This is a genomic window from Alteromonas sp. 07-89-2, from assembly GCF_013113925.1.
GTDB classification, from domain to species: Bacteria; Pseudomonadota; Gammaproteobacteria; order Enterobacterales; family Alteromonadaceae; genus Alteromonas; species Alteromonas macleodii.
The window spans coordinates 56,010-74,781 of sequence record NZ_VTYM01000025.1; the positions used below are offsets into that span (position 1 = coordinate 56,010).

Here is an 18,772-nt window from a genome sequence, read left to right on the forward strand (position 1 = left end):
GATGATTCCTTTTAAATTACTACACATTCTTCACTCTGCCTTTTCACTCTATATTCACTGAGTGGTACTTGGCTTATTGGGTGAAAACAGAGGTTGCTATCTCTATAGCGCAAGCGAATTTTCGAAGACTACCAGACTTTTTAGCGCTTTACTTGCTTCGACTTTGCTATGATTGTATTAATTTGTGTATTTCTGAAATACACTTACACTTCATAGTCTTTTGTAAAATAGGCTTTAGCCAGTTGAATTCGCTAAGTGGTACGAATGAACTGACAAACGGTTTCCATTTGGAATAGAAATAGCCCAATAGAAGTTGCGAAATAAAAAGGATAGTTGCATGGATCAGTCAACAACAGTAGTCGATATTGATTTTGGAATGTCACAGCTAAGTGGTAACAAAAAACTGTTGTTCACCCTACTTGGTAAGTTTACGGACGAATACCGTTCTCTTGATGCTGACTTGCAGGCGCATGTTGCTAAGGGTGATTTTAATGAGGCTTACTCTCTTGTTCACACACTAAAAGGCGTGACAGGAAACTTAGGGCTTTTTGCTTTGCACAATGCGAGCAAGCCTGTAGAAAGCGGCTTTAGAAACGACAAACGCGTTGCAGAACAATACCCTGCTTTTATCGCAGTACTCGATGAAACCATTGCTGCGGTTGATGCGTTGATCAAAGAGCCAGAAGTCACAGCTTCTGCCCCGGCACCGGCGAATGGAGCAGCAGCTGAGCAAGCGCGAAAACAGTTAATGACAGCGCTAAAAGCGAGCGAGTTTATCGCCCAGGACAAACTGGATGAATGGCTAGATGCCCTTGCCCTACCACAAGAAAAGCGCTCGGCTATTATCGATGCGGTAGACGAACTTGACTATGAAGAAGCCATTTCAGAGTTAGAAAATAGCTAGTGCAGCCGATCCCCGTTCTCTTTGAAAATACAGACCTCATTATTGTTAACAAGCCTATTGGCATTGCTATGCACGATGCCACTAATGAGGCAGATGTTAGAGAAGATATTGCCGAAAACGGCGAACCAGAAAAAATAGACGGCATTGTCACCCGATTAAAAAAGCAGTTAGCCGTAACAGAACTGCATCTTTGCCACCGCTTAGATACGGGCACGTCGGGCTGTTTATGTCTTGCTAAAAATGCAGCTGTAGCCGGAGAAATTGGCGAGCTTTTCTCATCACGACGTGTGAGCAAATACTACTTGGCGCTAAGCGATCACAAGCCTAAAAAGAAACAAGGCATGATAATGGGCGATATGAAAAATCGTCGAGGCGGCCAGCGGATTTTGCTAAAAACCTCAGAAAACCCGGCTATTACTCAGTTTTTCAGTAACGCGGCTAAGCCCGGCACACGGGGCTTTATCGTAAAGCCTCACACGGGGAAAACCCATCAAATTCGTGTTGCGCTTAAAAGCATTGGCGCACCTATTCTAGGTGATACACTTTATGGGGGTGAGGCATCAGACAGACTATATCTTCATGCATGGCATTTGCGCCTTCCTTTGTCTTCTGGTGAATTATCGGTTACTGCACCTTTCGATACCGGTAAAGTAATAAACGAAGAGGACGTGCAGGCCTGGTATAACGGGCTTAATGCGCCTGAGACTTATCCATGGCCTTCCCTGCCCACACGCTTTTTGCCGGCGTGCTAGGGGAAAACGCGAACGGCCTAATAGGTGCTAACCTAATAGGTGCTAATAGTCATAAGAAAATAGAAGCTACTTTGAATGTTTAATAGGTGCTAATGGGTAAACTACATATAGTTGGCGGCGGTGCCATAGGAAGCCTAATTGCTGCAAGCTCCCAGAAAAATGGCGTGCCGTATGACTGCTACCCCAGAGACATGAAAACCATGCCCTCTTGCGCACACTGGCAAAACGGCCAAACCACTGCGCTAAAACCTGCGAAGCCTTCACCTATCGTGTTACCTAAAAGTGATGTGCTGATAATCCCCTTAAAAGTATATCAACTTAAAGCAGCCCTATTACAATGGCTTCCCTATCTCACACAACAACCTACCGTTGTGCTGCTTCACAACGGTATGGGCGGACTTGAGATCGCAAGAGATCTACTAGGCGGCGATTATCCGTTGCTTCTTGCTACAACCAGTCATGGCGCGTTAAAAGTAAGCGCGTCGAGCGGCGATTTTCATGTTAAGTATACTGGCGTTGGCGCAACGCAAATTGGAGCGCCTAATGTAGATAAGCCATCACCTCAAACATTGGCCGCCCTCTCTCACATAGCGCCACAGCTAGCCAGCGCAATTGCGACGTTAGATAACGCACTTCCGCCGGTGCAATACCAAAATAATATTCTAAGAGCATTATGGACGAAGCTTTCCGTTAATGCCGTGATTAACCCACTAACGGCGCTTCACAATATCCAAAATAAGCACATTGCTAAGCCTGAATTTGAACAAAGCCGTATTTCAATTTGCAATGAGTTTACTCAGGTAGCGGATGCTTACGGGCTAGATTTTGATGCACTGTCAGTTCATGAAAATGTGCTGTCTGTAGCCAAAGCAACCGGAGAAAACTACTCAAGCATGCATCAGGATGTTGCTCACGGTAGACAAACAGAAATAGACGCCATCAACGGTTACATTGTAGATATGGCAACAAAAAAGGGTATTCACGTTCCCGAGAATACCCTTTTAGTAGAGCGTGTTAAGGCGCTGAAGCGTTAACAGCGCCGAGCACCTAAATCACGCTATTTAAGGATTAAGATTATTCTTGTTCACCCGCTTCTTGCGCGTCTTTTGGCGCCTGAGGCTTCATGTGTGGGAACAAGATAACATCTTTAATTGTTGAGCTATCAGTAAATAGCATAGCTAAACGGTCAATCCCGATACCTTCACCCGCCGTTGGCGGCAAACCATATTCAAGCGCGCGAATGTAATCGTCGTCAAAGTGCATGGCTTCATCGTCACCAGCGTCTTTCTCTTCAACCTGCTTCGCAAAACGTTCCGCCTGATCTTCTGGGTCGTTAAGCTCGCTAAAGCCATTCGCTAACTCACGTCCACCTACAAAAAACTCGAAGCGGTCGGTAATGAATGGGTTGTTGTCGTTACGGCGCGCAAGCGGCGATACTTCCCACGGATACTCTGTAATAAACGTAGGTTGAATAAGCTTCTCTTCCACGGTTGCTTCGAAGATTTCGCAAAGGTACTTACCCGCACCCCAAATGCCGTCAACTTCAGGCTCTTTAATGTGAAGCTGTTTCGCCATTGCTTTAAGCGCGTCAAGATTCGCCTCTGGGTCGCGGATAGCTTCCTCGTTAGCTTCTGGCCAGTACTTAAGAATAGCTTCGCCCATGCTTAAGCGGTCAAACGGCTTACCAAAATCGTATTCAACTTCAGACGTTACGTTACCCTCAGCGTCTTTAGTTGTATTTTTGATAATGCTTGTACCAAGAATATCTTCTGCCAGCGTGCGCAGCATATCTTCTGTCAGGTTCATCAGATCGTTGTAGTCTGCATACGCTTGGTAGAACTCAAGCATAGTAAACTCTGGGTTGTGACGGGTTGATAAGCCTTCGTTACGGAAGTTACGGTTAATTTCGAATACACGCTCAAAACCACCAACCACTAGGCGCTTAAGGTAAAGCTCTGGTGCAATACGCAGGTACATATCGATATCTAACGCATTGTGGTGAGTCACAAACGGCTTCGCTGTCGCGCCACCAGGAATAACCTGAAGCATTGGCGTTTCTACTTCAAGGTAGTCACGTTCGGTAAGATAATTGCGAATACCGTTTACGATCTTGCTACGGATCATGAACGTTTTGCGGGTTTGTTCACTTGTGATCAAATCAACGTAGCGCTGGCGATATTTCGTTTCTTGGTCACTCAAACCGTGGAATTTTTCTGGCAATGGACGAAGTGCTTTGGTTAGCAACTCGTATTGCTCCATGTTCACGTAAAGGTCGCCTTTACCTGACTTATGCAGGTCACCCGCCACGCCAATAATGTCGCCAATATCTAGTGCGCCATATTTTGCTTTAAGCGCTTTTTGCGTGTCTTTATCTGCGTATGCCTGAATGCGGCCAGTCATATCTTGAAGCAACATGAAAGGACCACGCTTTGCCATAATACGGCCAGCGATGCTTACTTTGTTACCCTGCTCTTGTAGCGTTTCTTTGTCGAATTCACCGAACTTAGCTTGAAGCTCATCCGCATAGTTTTCGCGACGGAAGCTGTTTGGGAAACCGTTTGCACGGCACTGCTCGCGAATAGCGCTTAGCTTAGCACGGCGCTCTGCAATCAATTTGTTATCGTCTGTTTGTTGGTCAGTCATAACCTTTCACTTCGTTGTTCGGTTTACAGCCCAGATTTCAGGCTGGCTTCAATAAATTTGTCCAAGTCGCCATCCAGCACGGCTTGAGTGTTGCGTGTTTCCACGCCAGTGCGCAAATCTTTAATGCGAGAGTCGTCTAATACATAAGAGCGTATTTGACTTCCCCAGCCGATATCAGACTTGCTATCTTCCATCGCTTGTTTTTCGGCGTTTTGTTTTTGCAGTTCAAACTCATAAAGTTTGGCTTTTAACTGCTTCATCGCCTGATCTTTGTTTTTGTGCTGCGAGCGGTCGTTCTGACACTGCACCACAATACCCGTCGGCTCGTGGGTAATACGTACCGCTGAATCTGTTCTGTTTACGTGCTGGCCACCCGCGCCCGATGCGCGATAGGTGTCTATACGTAAATCAGACGGGTTGATTTCAATATCGATGTCGTCATCAATTTCAGGATATACAAACGCAGATGAAAACGACGTATGACGGCGGTTGCCCGAGTCAAACGGCGATTTACGTACTAAGCGGTGTACGCCTGTTTCTGTGCGTAGCCAGCCAAACGCATATTCGCCCTGAACGCGCAGCGTAGCACTTTTAATGCCCGCGACTTCGCCTTCCGACACTTCAATAAGTTCCGTTTTGAAACCGTGCGCTTCGCCCCAACGCAAATACATGCGCAACAGCATATTGGCCCAATCTTGTGCTTCTGTACCACCAGAGCCCGACTGAATATCAATATAGCAGTCGTTTTCGTCGTTAGGGCCAGAAAACATGCGGCGAAACTCAAGCACTTCTAGCTGCTCAATTAAGCCTTCAAGCTCACTTTGGGCCTCAACGAAGGTATCTTCATCTTCGGCTTCAACAGCCAATTCAACAAGACCTTCAACGTCTTCAGTTCCCTGATCGAGCTTGTGGATCGTCTCTACGATTTGCTCCAAGGCCACTTTTTCTTTGCCAAGGGCCTGCGCTCTGTCTGGCTCATTCCAAACGTCAGGACTTTCTAACTCTCGGCTAACTTCTTCTAAACGCTCTGACTTTGCATCAAAGTCAAAGATACCCCCTAAGCGCTTCAGTGCGCTCGCGGATATCTTTTATCGCATTCATAACGGGGTTTATTTCAAACATAGTCCGCTTATTTCGTTAAAAATTTAAGACCGCGGATAGTACCGAATTTGAAGGAATTTTGATAGGGGTTGGCGCAAATATTGCGACACTGAGCTTGTGCTAATTTTCGTATGGATTTTACGACCTTCGTTGAAGCGAGTATTTTCACCGTTCAATGGCGCGCGCATACTGTTGGGTAGGCTGTCTTAGCCCATACAAATAGAGTAAATGTTTGAAAAGGCAGCCTACAGCTGCACTAGTTTGGAGCATTATTGCTTAGTGTCGCGTGCGTTTAGAGTGCGAATTGTTTGGAAAATCTTTTAGGAAAAGTATGTCGTTCAATAATTTATCTTATGCCGTTATCGGCGTACTTCTCGGTCTTTTTGTATTGGCCTTGGGCCAACTCGTCGATTGCCAGAACCTTGCCGGGGCGACGATGGCGTTGCAGTGCCCCAACGGCACACCCATTTCTAAATTGTGGCTTGCCACATCAATGTTAATAGCGGGAAGCGGAATTTTCACTTGGCTATATCGCAATCGTAAATATTAACCGTACAGTGCAGAAATGACTCGATGAGTATCAACGGTGTTAACACATCACTGCGTATAGCTGTTCCGTAATGAGTCGAACTGCTGACTGACGAAAGTAAGATTTAGAACGAACAACATGTTTTAAGTGCTGTTCGTTCTGGTAAAAAAGAGCCATGCTCATTTTTAATGGATTGCCCCTTTCCCCTGAGCAAAGTGTTTTTTACACAGCCGCTGGAATTTCCGGCTATTTAGCAAAAGAATAATCTGTGTAGCCCTTCTCACCACCGCCAAATAACGTATCGGGGTTGTGCTCATTCAGCGGTACATTATTCGCTAGTCTGTAGGGTAAATCGGGGTTCGCCACGAAAGGTCGACCAAAACCAATCATATCTGCCCACCCTTCAGTTAAAGCTTTTTCGGCACGCTCTGTGTCGTACTTTCCGGCATAAATGAGCAGACCGCTATAAGCTTCCCGAATAGCCATCTTGAATGATATTGGCATTTGCGGCGCATCATCCCAGTCGGCTTCAGCAATATGCATATAGCCAATCTTGAAACTATTAAGCATGGAAGCAATAGCAAGATAGGTCTCTTCGGGATTGTCGTCGACCGTCCCGTTTAATGTTGTAAGGGGCGCTACACGCACACCTACTTTATCAGCGCCAATTTCCTCAGACACAGCCTGTACCACTTCTTTCAAGAATCGAATACGGTTCTGTACACGTGTGCCGTATTCATCAGTTCTTGTATTGCTCTGAGAATCAATAAACTGGTTAAGCAAGTAACCATTAGCCGAATGCAACTCAATGCCATCAAATCCGGCATCTACGGCATTGCGCGCCGCAACGCGATACTCTTCCACCACGGCTTTTATATCTTCAATGCTCATTTCTCGGGGCATGACCGACTCAACAAAGCCAGGGTTGCCGCCTTCATCAACAAATACTTTAACGCCTTTTGCTTGAATTGCCGATGCGCTAATTGGCTGCTGCCCTTCGGTATTTGAAGGGTGGGATACGCGGCCCACGTGCCAAAGTTGCGCAAACATCACACCACCCGCTTCATGCACTTTATCTGTTACCAACTTCCAGCCTTCAATTTGCGCCTTGGTATAAATACCCGGTGTCCACGCATACCCCTTACCCAGTACCGAAATTTGTGTGCCTTCACTCACAATAAGTCCTGCACTTGCGCGCTGAGCGTAGTATTCAGCCATTAATGCGTTGGGCACATCTCCTGGCTGTGTTGAGCGGGAGCGAGTCATTGGCGGCATAACAATTCGATTGTTCAGCGTTTTTCCAGCCAGCGATATGCTTTCAAATAGTTTCATAATACGGTCCTTAAACTTTACTCTTAAAATTTACACGTTTAGATAACGCTAAATGTAAGGTCCATAAGCAAGGTTAAAACCCGTACTTTTAACAAAGCACTTTTGCATTTTTCACAAAAGTAGCGGTGCATTTCGACGACGTTATCCCAAATTTCCCGCCTCCCCTCTTGACGCAGAAAAAATTAAGCTTACACTTGTTCGCTGAATTAGCGTACAAGTGTAAGCTAAAACATTTTTATCCTTTTTGTATTTAAGATATTCCGACGAAATACAGGTGTGATTTCTACATTGAAACTATTACTCGATAAATTCACTGATCGCATACTCCACCATGGCTCTTGGAAGGGCTACTGGGAGGTATTGATGCAGCAAATTAAACCCGCGTGGCGCGATGGGTATTTCAGAGCCAAGGTTGTGGCAGTAAAAAAACTAAGCGCTGATATGCTGGAGGTTTTACTTAGACCGGAGAGCTCTTGGCCTACGCATATTGCAGGGCAGCATATCGCATTAACCATAGAAATTAATGGCAGGCTCACCACTCGCGTGTTTACCATAGCGAGTGGTGCTAACACCCGACAAAAAGAAAAGCAGATTCGCCTTGTAACCAAGGTTAAAGCTCAGGGCGCATTAACACCTTATCTTCACTCTTGTGTGCCTAATCAATGGGTAAATATCTCAGCCCCTATGGGGGAATTTATCTGGCCGAAGGTTAAAAAGCCTCTTCTTATGATTGCGGGTGGCTCAGGCATTACTCCTTTCATTGCCATGCTTGCCGATGCCGTCAACAATGCGCAGCTAAACCATACACCGGTACACTTACTTTATTTTGCTAAGCCAGGCGAGCATGTATTGCTCAATGAATTATCAGCGTTCAGCAAACGCTGTGAAAGCTTCACCTATGATGTTTTGAGCAAGCAAAAAGATGGAGACGTAGAAGCGCATTTGTGTAACTTTGCCAATGCACACTGGTTAGTGTGTGGTCCACATGCCATGTTCGAGCAAGTTGAAAGTTATGCAAAAACGAGCAACGTACCTGTTTCGAGCGAGCACTTCGCTGCGCTTCCTGTGGTGAGCAACACCAGCCTTACCGAAAACGAAACCTTCTCTTTGGTTCACAATGGCCAATCTTTGGCTATCGACAATCAGCAAACCCTACTTATACAACTTCAGCAAGCAGAACAACCTGTGACTTATGGCTGTGGCATGGGAATTTGTCATCAATGCCAATGTGTTAAGAAACGGGGCGTAGTGAGAGATACCCGCACGGGTGAGCTTTCAGATAGCGCAGAGCAACTTATTCAGCTGTGTGTATCACAAGCCGCTACTGATTTGGAGATTCAACTATGAACACCAGCGTTGCAATAGACAACCAACACCGTGAAGAAGCCATCAAACAAGCGCATTCTCCGATAAGTGAAACTAAAGCTATTCGGTCAACGAGCACTAAAGAGAAACCGAACTACGAGTTACTTGCCGCTCAGCTTGATGAAATTAAAGCTGACATTAAACGAAAAGTGGGTGCTGAAGATGCGGCCTATATCCGACGTATTATTCTTGTTCAGCGAATTTGCGAGTGGAGCGGACGGATACTTTTAATGTTGGGGTTCATTCAACCGCTGCTCTGGGTTGCCGGCGTATTGAGTTTAGCTACAGCAAAAATTCTCGATAATATGGAAATAGGCCACAACGTGATGCACGGCCAGTACGATTGGATGAACGACAAACACATTAATTCGAAAGGCTATGAGTGGGATATCGCCTGCGATGGTTCGAGCTGGAATCGCGTTCACAATTATGAGCATCACACGTATACCAATATTATTGGGAAAGACAGAGACTTTGGCTACGGTTTGCTTCGCCTATCTAACGATTTTGGATGGCGTGTAAAAAACCTATGGCAGTTTGCGACTTACATCGTACTTAGTGTTTTATTTCAGTGGGGGGTGTCGTATCACGAAATGGCCGCTGAGCGGGTCTTTTTTGGGAAGAAGAAAGACAACCGTAAGAATCAGGTTACTCATAGTGAACTAAAGAAACGCTTTTTTAGTAAAGGCGCACGTCAGTTAGTAAAAGATTATGTACTATTTCCTTTGTTAGCTGGGCCGTTATTTTTATGGGTATTTACCGGCAACCTTATCGCCAATTTGCTACGCAATTTATGGACATCTACTATTATCTTTTGCGGCCATTTCACTGGCGACGTGGAAACGTTTAAACAAGAAGATTGTGTTAATGAAACCCGAGGGCAATGGTACTACCGACAAGCGCTGGGCTCGTCGAACATAAAGGGCGGAAACCTGTTTCACGTGCTTACTGGGCATTTAAGCTTTCAAATTGAGCACCACCTGTTTCCAGATATCCCAGCCAGACGCTACCGAGAGATGGCGCCCAAGGTAAAAGCCGTATTCGAAGAACACGGCATGCACTACAACACTGGCGGCTTTTTAAAACAATACGCCAGCGTGTTAAAACGCATTATTCGCTACTCTTTCCCTTAACCAGTTGAAACCCTAACCAGCCGGCCATGGCGCTTGCGCTGGTTAGGCACGTGCCCCACACCCAATCAATCAACATGATAAACAAAGTAAAACCTTCAATAATGCTGTACGCCGTTAAATTGTAGGCGCCATAACTGGCCAACCCTAGAAGCGCGCCATCGATCCCTGCATAAAGTAACGACTTATCTCTGTTCGCCACCACAGCAAGTACAAACACCACACATCCATACATGAGGTAAAAAACCACCCATGGCCACGTGATAAATTGACTTCTAAGCAGAGGAGCCATTTCACTTTGATACCAGCCATCCGCAATAACGCCAAGCCACAAGAAGTCGAGCACACCAAAACACACAAAGATTGCAATTAACGACACGACGATGTTTTTCACAAAGCGAATGATGTTGGAAAGCATGGAACCTATCCCTGTTAGCATAAAGTGATCTTAATGAGTTTACTCTATTCTTGGTTATTAAACTAAGCGTAGATCGCAAACATATGCCCCTTTATCAGAGCTATTCTGTTAACGTTTTTGCCCTTCCCGTTCTTTTAGCCTCGTATAAAAGATGATCGGCACGCTCTAATACTGACTCAATCTTATCAGTGCTTTTAAATGTTACAATACCGGCAGAAAAGCTTACGTTAAATGGTACTTCCTGTTCTCCCCAGTACTCAATGCCCTCTACTTCTTTTCGAATAACATTTATTATTGCGCTCGCCTCAGAGATATCTGTAGCTTGTATAACCAACAAAAATTCTTCTCCCCCATACCGGCATAAGCGATCTATTTTACGTATGCGTTTTATGATGATTTGACTCAGTGTTTTGAGCACTTCGTCTCCCAAATTATGCCCATAGTTGTCGTTAATTTTTTTAAAATGATCGACATCTAAAAGGACTGCACAATTAACCTGTTCAGGTGAGATAAAGGTCAACCAACTGTTGATAGCTCTTCTAGTATAAGCACCGGTTAGAGAGTCTACGTCTGCCAAGGCTTTAGCGATATTGTGTCGACGTCGGTACCACAACGTGGTGAAACCTAGAATAATAGCTAAACCTCCAAACAATATACTTTTTAGAAAATTAGCTTGGTTGGTCAATTGGTCTTTTTCTCTATTAATTTTTATGTTTCTAAGTTCAGTGATTTCAATTTCTTTTGAGAGAAAATCATTACCGAGATTAGTGTTTGAAGATGAGATAAGTTGGTTTCTATCTAATTTTAGCGACCGATATTTAGTAGCGAATTGATACGCTTTTTTGTAATTTCCCTTTACCTCATAAATTCTCTGGAGATTTTGATAAAGCCTCAGGTTGATATCCGTTGGTGAGGGATGCTGTGCTGACCAAGTCTCATATTTTTCAGTAAGAGTATCAACCTCCTCAGAGAACCTGACAGGGTCATTACCATCTAATGCTTCAATTAGAGTTAGAGCTGTCTGAATATATGCCTCTATCATTGGCGAAGAGCTACTGCTAGTACTTGTTTCAACGACAGCCGCTATTCGCCCAGCTAAACCTCTTATTTTATCGACTTCGGCTTCAGTCATAAAATGCGTATATACAGATAAATTAAGTATTAACGCGACAATAAGATTATCTGTATCGTCCTGCTCTGTTGCTAATTCAACAGCCAATTCTGATTTTGCTAAAGCTTCCGAAAAGCGCCCTAATTGAGTCAATGCTTGGACTGAAGCAATATAGTCTACAGAATATCGCTCACTTACAGGCACTATCGATAGAATATAATCTGCGTACTGTAAGGCCTCAGAGTAAAGCTGAAGCTCTATGAGTATATTCGCTATATATGCTGCAATTTCTCTTTGAGTTAGCATTGCTTTGAACGAATCTTTTTTCTCAACGTTCAAATAATTAAACGAATATTTAAATTCGACTAATGCGTCAATATGCGATTTTGATTGAAATTCATTGCCTAGCCATGCACTTACAAGAGCGACAGCCCTACTATTCGAGGCTTCGAGCATTTCAGATTTTAAGCGTCTAAGTTTTTCTATCGCTGGAGTTGCTTGTTGTTCATGTCCATCGTTTTTAGCCGAACTCGAATAAATAAAGTACGAGCGAACTCCCGCATAGAGTTCAGCATCTAGGCTTTTAAGGACATCCCAATCATTCGTTTCAATTAGCCTGCTTGGACGGCTAAACCAGTTTTCAACTACTTTATCTCCGTTAAAACCTTCCCAGATAACGTGTTTGAAGATAAGCCCCAGCGAGGAATCATCTTGAGGGAGACCTGACGACTTAATTTGATCGCTTAACTCATTATTCAATTGTTCGTTATTATTCGACCAGAGGGTTATCGCTCTATACGTTGCCTGATCGTAGCGGCTTAGTTTCGTTAAATCTTGAGCAATCGCTTCACTCACATGAAGTGCGAAACACGGAAGTATTGAAATTATGAATACCTTCAATTTATTCAACGGCATTAGCTAACTCTTATATTCTCTATAATAAAAGTAGGTTTTTATTTATAAATCGCCATTGAACTTTGGTATCCATTCAATAGTAAACACGTCAAAGAAGTCGGAAATACTTTACCTAAAACTTACACTGCAAATTGCAACCAAAGAAGCGTTCGAATCTCAAAGTGACGTGGTTCAAATAAGCGTTAAATAAAATGAATAAAACACTAATAGTAATAACGACCTCTTTGATTGTCAGTGCGTGCGCTCATAGGCCACCACCTTTAGACATGGAAGAAATATTTTTTGAAACGAAGATCAAGCAAGACGGTACCAAGCTCTTCGCGTTTAGCATTCCGTTAATGCAGCATCGTGACGGTGCCAAAGGTGGCGGTAAAGGCGGCCGTGGTCAGGGAGGCGAACGAAGTGGTCGTGGCGGTCGCCAAGGACAGGAAAGTCGCGAAGGCTCGTAACATAGCAGCGATAGAATGACTGAGCAACTCTATACATCTCTTGATGAGAAACTGGATGAGACCGGTTACTGCCAAACGGGCTTTCTAGAAATAGATACACACCAAACCGAAGATAGGCTTCACCTATTAGGTGAGTGCAATGAAACGGCGAGCGAACTGGACAAAATCGAGTTCCCCAACGTTAATTAACCCGCGTTGTTGTGAAGCGCATTGCCGATGGCGCGCGCTTCATTCAACGTTCGTTTGCTAAACAACCTCTTAGTCAACACACAAGGTATGCTCCACAACCCCGTTAGACACATAGGCTCTACAGCCGAATAAGTCCGTACTTTCTAAACACACGCCGCGCGCCTTTTCTCCCGCTTCCATATTATTGTTTTCCGTAACACAAGCCACTTCGCACTCGCTGCTGTCATTACACGCATTACCAGCATCGTTTGCTGGTAGCACACAAGCATGCGCCTGCTGTCGGCCTACTTTCTTCCAGTTACCACCGTGTTTATCGCATACTTTTTCAGACTCAATGGAATAGGCCTGCTGCACCAAAGGCAAAGAGGTATCAACAACTTGCTCTAATCTTTCGATGTCTTCAACACTCGCAATTGGCTCATCAATAGGTTCTGGGGGCTGAGCGCCACAAGCAGACAAGGCTGCACACACGCCTGCTATTAACCAGATCCTAAAACGCTTCTGTGCTCTACTGCTTGCTTGTTTCATTTTTTCTCTCAATTTATTTTACTTTTTAAACCACTACTATTTAAAAACCAAACCATTTAAGCCCTACACTACTTAAGACCTAATTTATTTAAGACCGCTGCTACTTATGACAACCGCTATTAGATAAGTTCTTATTTTGTCGATAAATCCTTATTTGCTTATTGCGCTATGCCTAATAAATTATCAAACCTATGAAATTTTAGTGCTACCTCGACGGGTCTCTACATACACTTCGCAAAACTAGCAGTATTTACGGACGCTTTATGACACTAAACCGAACCGAAAACATGGTCACCGCATTGCTCACTTTTAGCTTCGCAGTTCTTGGCCTAACATTTTTACTTGGTGCAAACCCCAATGCACTTATCGCTACATTTAATTTCTACTCGTTAGACACTGTGTTGAGCGAGAGTGCCCTTGGTGCTTTTTCTGGTATCGCGTTGCTGTTGCTACCGTTAATGACCATTGCAGCACGTTTTAACCTTGTTTCAGCAAAAGCAGTAACACTATATGCCACTTTTGTAACTGCCATTCCATTGCTGACACTATTATCACCAACAAGATGGATGGCCGATTTAGGGGGCTTCCCGATTATTGGCAGCGGTCAAGGCATCATTAAGTACTTCGCAGTATTACCGCTTTTCCTATTCTTGTTTTATCGCGAAAAATTTTCGCACAAGCAACTGACATACCTTAACTTTGCTCCTGTAGCCATGGTCTTATTATGGATAGGAGGCATGAAGTTTTTCGAGTTTGAAGCAAATGCGATTGTGGGGCTAGTTGAAACATCGCCGTTTATGTCGCGGCTATATGTTGTGTTTAGCGTACAGGGGGCATCGAATGTAATTGGTGGGTTTGATGTCCTCTTTGCACTGCTATTGGGTGCGGGCATCTTTACTAAAAACAAGCCGATGATCATTGCGAGCGGACTGGCTTGTTTATCGGTTTTTCTGATGACACAAACGTTTTTGTTTACTGTACCGGATACCTTTAACAGCACGACTATCGTCAACCGCCTAGGTCAGTTCGTTATTAAAGACCTTTGGTTTGTCGCTAATCTTGCTGTGGTGGCTTACTTTACGCTGTTCGAGGCAGTTTCACGAGAACGCGAAGAAGCGCAGTTGGGCCAATCGCCACAGTAAGGCTTTACGGCAAAGTCAAGTTAAAGATGTTGTAGTAATTAACCACTACCTCACTTATCGTTTATTCGAAAATGGTCACTTGGTTGCGGCCATTTTCTTTTGCAGTGTAAAGTGCTTGGTCGGCATGGGTTAACATTCTGTCGTGATCTCTCGCGCCATCTGCACTTGCTACACCAATACTGATTGTGACTTTCAGCGTTTGAGCTATAAAACTGAAATCATGTGCTGCCACGATTTTTCGAACATGATCCATAGCTACCCTTGCATTTATCAAGTCATATTCGGGTAACAACACAGTAAACTCTTCGCCGCCCCACCTTGCACATTTAGCATAATGCGGAACTTCGCGATTTAATATACGGGCCACCTCAGTAATGACTTTATCTCCTACTAAGTGAGAGTACTGATCATTTACCTGTTTGAAATGGTCGATATCGATAACGGCAAGACATAGAGGAGATTGTTTCGCTTTAGCCTCTTCAAAATATTGTACAAGCCAGAGGTCGAATGCTCGTCTATTTGCAATACCCGTTAGATCATCATGAGTTGCTTGGAACTCGAACCGCTTGGTTTGTAATTCTAGTGATCTGGTTTGTTCATCGACCCTTTGTTTTAAAATCATTTCAGATTTTTTCAAGTGATGAAAACGTACTTTATAAAGTGCATAGATAACAAAACAGAAGAAAACAAAAACCGAGAATTTAAAAGCAAATGTCTGATAAATACTGGGTAGCACGCGAATAGAAAATGGTGACGTAATCTCTTGCCAGGGACCACCAATATAACGAGCACGTACTTTAAACTGATAACGACCAGGTGCTAAATTAGTGTATTCAGTCATTCTAAGTTGATGACGGTTAACCCAATCTTGGTCATATCCTACTAACATAGCCTGATACTCTATACGCGAAGGCATAGCGAATCCCAAGCCTGCATACTGAAACGCAACTCGCGTGGTTAACGGCGTTACGTCTACTTCCCTTTTATCCGTATCAAATTGCTGGTCAGCACCGTCCAGTAGTACCGCCTCTATACTTACCGGAATAGGGAATTCACTCAACATGGCAAGGTTTGCAGGCGTTACTGTGGCGAGCCCTTTCGCAGTAGGAAGCCAAACATTTCCGTCTACATCGACAAACTGAGATGGCTGTGACCCACCATTGATTTGAATACTCGCCAGGCCATTTTCTTCCTTAAAATGCTCAAATTCCAATAATGCACTTGGATGTGTCAGACACTCCTTAAGACTTGATAGTGAAGTGAGAATGACCCCTTGGTTTGAACTTAGCCATACACCGCTGTTGTGATCTATACCAATTGAAAACAGTTTATCTACGGGAAGCCCCTGCGACTTTTCGATTACACTAAGTGCCTGAGTAGCATTGTCAAAATACGCAAGGCCTCGATCGGTTGTAATCCAAGTTCCCTTTTCAACAACGCTAAAACTGAACGCGTGCTGCGCATCTGAATGTTCAGGAAACGACACTGTGTGCACAATACCCTGTTGGATATAGGCGAGCCCTATCCCTGTAGCAATCCAGATTCGTCCTTCACGATCTTCTGCCAAGCCCATCGAAAAATGAGCAGGTAACCCATTTTGTTCATTAAAATGGATTAGCTTTCCATCTGGCGTTTGTTGAACTATACCTTGCGCCGTAGCATACCAAACACTGTTATCACTCGCTAAAAGAATGGCCCTTACTTCATTACTCGGTAACCCTAAATGTCTATTGAGGTAAGGAGTAAGTTGGTCATTTTCATATCGCAGCACACCTTTTGTATAGGTGCCAACTAACGTTACCTCTTCAGTTACCGCTGCCAAACTGAGTACAGAAAAAGCTTCACCCGTAGTGAGCGATGCGCTGGAAAACGCATCATTGGAAAATATATCTAATCCAGCACTTCCACCTGCTAAAAGTTTGCCATCAGACGTTTGCAAAACAGTTCGCAAAAAGTCTCCTCTCATTCCTTGGCTTTGCGAGAATGTGGTAAATAGAGCACGACGCAGCCTAAACAAACCACCATTAGTGCCAATCCAGATATTTTTTTCCAAATCTTCAAGCAGTGAAAAAACGCGGTTATTGGGAAGACCTGCTGTCGCATCCAATTTTTCTAGGCCTAAGTCACTCAGACGATAAAGGCCATGATTGATGGTGCCTACCCAAACGCTATTTTGATGATCAAGCAAAATACTACTAATTGATTTGTCGGCAAGTGAGCTGTGAAGTAGCGCGAAGGTACCGTTTCTTTGCTGCCAAACACCGTGTTCTGTGCCAACTAAAACACGTTTTTCGCTATCAAGAGCGAGAGTAAATGATGGACCAGAGAGTATGTTATGGTTGGGTACAGCTAGCTGAAATTTATCGTTTATGTATTTGAATAACCCTTGGTTTGTTGCAAACCAGATTACTCCAAATCCGTCTTCGATTATGCGGTAAGCACTCGAATTTACAATGAACTCTTCTTGAGTGCCGTCAGGCGTTCTCATTGCAACTCCCGTGTCTTCCAGCGCAAACCACAACACGTTATTACTGTCTCTGAATGCATGATTAACCATTGAAGACAGAGGTGCTTGAGCATGCCACTGCTCTGCGATAAGCGACGTTACACCGCCTCGGTTTCCTGCCACAAGTAGCTCGTCGCGGGGCTTGTTGTAATACAAACTTCGAATGCCGGAGTCTGGTAATCCTGTTTGCGCGCCGCGGGTAAATACAGTGAACTGCTGACCATTAAACCGAGCAACACCTTCCCAAGTACCCGCCCATAGATACCCATTGGACGTTTGTGCTAATGCGTGGATACTATTGTGAGGAAGCCCGTCTTTCGTTCCCCACGATTGAGGGAAATACCGGTTGAGCGGCATGAGCTGAGAAGACTCTGCCGAAAAGCCATCTATGGGTATCACCCACAGCAAACACATCACAAAAGTGAGAGACACAAACTTCAATGGCTTCTCGGTACATTATTAGATAGACGATGTAATAATACCTCTATCTATTAACTAACACAAAAATTGTGGTTTTTAGTTATCTTCGGTCAACGACAAGTTAATCCAGACTAACCTGTGATCTGAGCTGGCTTCGCGGTCTTTAACTAATCGATATAGGTCACTGGTTTTTGCAGGCCAGAAAACGCCAGCATCGTTCACATCGAAGCCAAATCGAGATGGCAAAACATAGTCAGCTCTGGCTCCCCAATAGGCAGTAAAGCGGTTACTAAACTCTGCACTTGACGCGCCTGCACCACCTGCGCTTGTTGGAATGATGTCATTATTAACTAACGGGTGCTCGGTCAACTGTTCAATAACACCCTCGCGATGTTTATCTCCAATATCCGCCGCGTTAAAATCACCAACAAGTACAAAACGCGCGTTCTCTGACAGGCTGACTTTCTCGCCATTATCATCGTAAATGTAGGCCCCTTTATCCGGAGAAAGATAATCTGCCATAAGCCTAATTTCGTCAAAGTTGCGTTTGCCGTTGCGATCCTCGCTTCCATCGAAATTAGGTGGTGTTGGATGCATAGCAAGTATGTGTACGATTTTACCCGCTACTTTCACCGGCACATCCCAGTGAGACTTAGAACTCAACCTTAGCGCGGCCCACTCTTCTACGTCGTACCATGGCTTGCCCTTATCAGTACTTCCGCTCTCATCGGGAATAATTGGAACCTGTGGATGAGGCATGTGATGCCATTTAAACGTCTGAAAGGTGCGAATACCATCAACATCAATAGGGTATTTTGACAAAAGCGCCATGCCATATTGCCCGGGATAAAGCCCAAAGCCATATGCATCGCCACCAAAACCTTCTGCTTTGCCATTGTTATCTAAGTCGAATGTCGTGGGCTCCCCTGTGTTAACTGTGGCCACATACGTATATGGGTAATCCACAGGCTCAAGGCCGCCTTGTGAAACATTCAGGTAGTTCTTAACAAATGCTTCTACCCCTTTCCGCTTATCTGCAATGTAGTCAAATTCGTTCAACATTAAGATATCGGGGTTAACGCGTTGAATAATTTCAGCAATGTTTTTAACTTGGCTATGCTCACCCGTTGAAAGAACGTGTTGAAGTACCTGATCGCTTGGCTTCATACCCAACGCTTTGTAGTTAGTGGCTTCCATACTTACATTAAACGTTGCGATTTTAAGCATTTGCTCTTCTTGCGAGCTAGCCAGCGTAGATACGAATAATGCGGATAAAAAAGCTATTGCACAGAGAAGCGCCCTATTTTTCATGTTGTTACCTGTAAGTAAAAGCGAAAT

General features: G+C 44.3%; 17 protein-coding genes. 9 read left to right on the forward strand and 8 right to left on the reverse strand.

The annotated features are described in order from the left end of the window. Positions 1–337 precede the first annotated feature (337 nt). From F0261_RS15915 to F0261_RS15925, 3 genes are all read left to right on the forward strand, one after another. Positions 338–904 (forward strand): Hpt domain-containing protein, encoded by a 567-nt coding sequence (locus tag F0261_RS15915; RefSeq protein ID WP_014948751.1) that lies wholly within the window; start codon positions 338–340, stop codon positions 902–904. After that, positions 904–1,656 carry a pseudouridine synthase gene (locus F0261_RS15920; protein WP_014978679.1) on the forward strand — a complete coding sequence of 251 codons (753 nt, stop codon included), beginning with the start codon at positions 904–906 and terminating at the stop codon, positions 1,654–1,656. The genes F0261_RS15915 and F0261_RS15920 overlap by 1 nt, the downstream gene beginning before the upstream one ends. 92 nt (positions 1,657–1,748) lie before the next feature. Beyond that, on the forward strand, positions 1,749–2,690 hold the full coding sequence (locus F0261_RS15925; protein ID WP_171338423.1) for a ketopantoate reductase family protein: 942 nt from the start codon (positions 1,749–1,751) through the stop codon (positions 2,688–2,690). Positions 2,691–2,730: 40 nt separating this feature from the next. Here F0261_RS15925 and lysS read toward each other — a convergent pair whose 3' ends face one another. After that, positions 2,731–4,299, reverse strand: a complete 1,569-nt coding sequence (lysS, locus tag F0261_RS15930) for a lysine--tRNA ligase (RefSeq protein ID WP_171338424.1) — start codon at positions 4,297–4,299, stop codon at positions 2,731–2,733. Positions 4,300–4,322: 23 nt separating this feature from the next. After that, positions 4,323–5,421, reverse strand: a protein-coding gene (prfB, locus tag F0261_RS15935) for a peptide chain release factor 2 (protein ID WP_101563798.1) whose coding sequence is annotated in 2 segments (ribosomal slippage) — positions 4,323–5,345 and positions 5,347–5,421 — 1,098 coding nt in all. Because the reading frame shifts where the segments join, the coding sequence is not laid out codon by codon here. Positions 5,422–5,731: 310 nt separating this feature from the next. Here prfB and F0261_RS15940 point away from each other — a divergent pair. Beyond that, positions 5,732–5,950 carry a hypothetical protein gene (locus F0261_RS15940; protein WP_014948746.1) on the forward strand — a complete coding sequence of 73 codons (219 nt, stop codon included), beginning with the start codon at positions 5,732–5,734 and terminating at the stop codon, positions 5,948–5,950. A gap of 225 nt (positions 5,951–6,175) precedes the next feature. On the opposite strand, the gene F0261_RS15945 is transcribed toward F0261_RS15940, so the two are convergent. Next, on the reverse strand, positions 6,176–7,261 hold the full coding sequence (locus F0261_RS15945) for an alkene reductase (protein ID WP_014978677.1): 1,086 nt from the start codon (positions 7,259–7,261) through the stop codon (positions 6,176–6,178). 288 nt (positions 7,262–7,549) lie between these two features. On the opposite strand from F0261_RS15945, the gene F0261_RS15950 reads away from it, so the two are divergent. Then, positions 7,550–8,608, forward strand: a complete 1,059-nt coding sequence (locus F0261_RS15950) for a flavin reductase family protein (RefSeq protein WP_253819437.1) — start codon at positions 7,550–7,552, stop codon at positions 8,606–8,608. After that, on the forward strand, positions 8,605–9,759 hold the full coding sequence (locus F0261_RS15955; protein ID WP_014978675.1) for an acyl-CoA desaturase: 1,155 nt from the start codon (positions 8,605–8,607) through the stop codon (positions 9,757–9,759). Before F0261_RS15950 ends, F0261_RS15955 begins: the two co-directional genes overlap by 4 nt. Here the strand turns inward: F0261_RS15955 and F0261_RS15960 are convergent. Both F0261_RS15960 and F0261_RS20250 read right to left on the reverse strand, forming a co-directional pair. Beyond that, positions 9,737–10,195, reverse strand: a complete 459-nt coding sequence (locus F0261_RS15960; protein ID WP_232306465.1) for a DUF2177 family protein — start codon at positions 10,193–10,195, stop codon at positions 9,737–9,739. The genes F0261_RS15955 and F0261_RS15960 overlap by 23 nt on opposite strands. Positions 10,196–10,274: 79 nt before the next feature. After that, positions 10,275–12,140 carry a GGDEF domain-containing protein gene (locus F0261_RS20250; RefSeq protein WP_157187986.1) on the reverse strand — a complete coding sequence of 622 codons (1,866 nt, stop codon included), beginning with the start codon at positions 12,138–12,140 and terminating at the stop codon, positions 10,275–10,277. A 326-nt stretch (positions 12,141–12,466) separates the two neighbouring features. Between F0261_RS20250 and F0261_RS20005 the strand changes: the two genes are divergently transcribed. Next, positions 12,467–12,649 (forward strand): hypothetical protein, encoded by a 183-nt coding sequence (locus F0261_RS20005; RefSeq protein WP_253819438.1) that lies wholly within the window; start codon positions 12,467–12,469, stop codon positions 12,647–12,649. Between the two features lie 15 nt (positions 12,650–12,664). Further along, positions 12,665–12,838: a hypothetical protein gene (locus F0261_RS20010; protein ID WP_253819439.1), complete on the forward strand. Its 174-nt coding sequence runs from the start codon at positions 12,665–12,667 to the stop codon at positions 12,836–12,838. 69 nt (positions 12,839–12,907) lie between these two features. Here the strand turns inward: F0261_RS20010 and F0261_RS15975 are convergent, their stop codons facing one another. Beyond that, entirely contained in the window at positions 12,908–13,366 is a 459-nt protein-coding gene (locus F0261_RS15975) for a hypothetical protein (protein WP_014978671.1), read from the reverse strand. A 263-nt stretch (positions 13,367–13,629) separates the two neighbouring features. Between F0261_RS15975 and F0261_RS15980 the strand changes: the two genes are divergently transcribed. After that, positions 13,630–14,508: a DUF417 family protein gene (locus F0261_RS15980; RefSeq protein ID WP_171338425.1), complete on the forward strand. Its 879-nt coding sequence runs from the start codon at positions 13,630–13,632 to the stop codon at positions 14,506–14,508. Between the two features lie 61 nt (positions 14,509–14,569). Here F0261_RS15980 and F0261_RS15985 read toward each other — a convergent pair whose 3' ends face one another. Beyond that, positions 14,570–17,428 carry a ligand-binding sensor domain-containing diguanylate cyclase gene (locus tag F0261_RS15985; protein ID WP_216600842.1) on the reverse strand — a complete coding sequence of 953 codons (2,859 nt, stop codon included), beginning with the start codon at positions 17,426–17,428 and terminating at the stop codon, positions 14,570–14,572. Positions 17,429–17,530: 102 nt separating this feature from the next. Continuing rightward, the gene (locus F0261_RS15990; RefSeq protein ID WP_171338426.1) at positions 17,531–18,745 is read right to left on the reverse strand and encodes an endonuclease/exonuclease/phosphatase family protein; all 1,215 of its coding nucleotides are present in this window, start codon (positions 18,743–18,745) and stop codon (positions 17,531–17,533) included. Positions 18,746–18,772: the final 27 nt, after the last annotated feature.

What these genes read in the sequence shown, in the direction of transcription:
- F0261_RS15915 (WP_014948751.1), top strand. Translation starts at nt 338, where the DNA reads ATGGATCAGTCAACAACAGTAGTCGATATTGATTTTGGAATGTCACAG.
- F0261_RS15925 (WP_171338423.1), top strand. Translation starts at nt 1,749, where the DNA reads ATGGGTAAACTACATATAGTTGGCGGCGGTGCCATAGGAAGCCTAATT.
- lysS (WP_171338424.1), bottom strand. Translation starts at nt 4,299, where the DNA reads ATGACTGACCAACAAACAGACGATAACAAATTGATTGCAGAGCGCCGT.
- F0261_RS15940 (WP_014948746.1), top strand. Translation starts at nt 5,732, where the DNA reads ATGTCGTTCAATAATTTATCTTATGCCGTTATCGGCGTACTTCTCGGT.
- F0261_RS15945 (WP_014978677.1), bottom strand. Translation starts at nt 7,261, where the DNA reads ATGAAACTATTTGAAAGCATATCGCTGGCTGGAAAAACGCTGAACAAT.
- F0261_RS15955 (WP_014978675.1), top strand. Translation starts at nt 8,605, where the DNA reads ATGAACACCAGCGTTGCAATAGACAACCAACACCGTGAAGAAGCCATC.
- F0261_RS15960 (WP_232306465.1), bottom strand. Translation starts at nt 10,195, where the DNA reads ATGCTAACAGGGATAGGTTCCATGCTTTCCAACATCATTCGCTTTGTG.
- F0261_RS20005 (WP_253819438.1), top strand. Translation starts at nt 12,467, where the DNA reads ATGGAAGAAATATTTTTTGAAACGAAGATCAAGCAAGACGGTACCAAG.
- F0261_RS20010 (WP_253819439.1), top strand. Translation starts at nt 12,665, where the DNA reads ATGACTGAGCAACTCTATACATCTCTTGATGAGAAACTGGATGAGACC.
- F0261_RS15975 (WP_014978671.1), bottom strand. Translation starts at nt 13,366, where the DNA reads ATGAAACAAGCAAGCAGTAGAGCACAGAAGCGTTTTAGGATCTGGTTA.
- F0261_RS15980 (WP_171338425.1), top strand. Translation starts at nt 13,630, where the DNA reads ATGACACTAAACCGAACCGAAAACATGGTCACCGCATTGCTCACTTTT.
- F0261_RS15985 (WP_216600842.1), bottom strand. Translation starts at nt 17,428, where the DNA reads ATGTGTTTGCTGTGGGTGATACCCATAGATGGCTTTTCGGCAGAGTCT.
- F0261_RS15990 (WP_171338426.1), bottom strand. Translation starts at nt 18,745, where the DNA reads ATGAAAAATAGGGCGCTTCTCTGTGCAATAGCTTTTTTATCCGCATTA.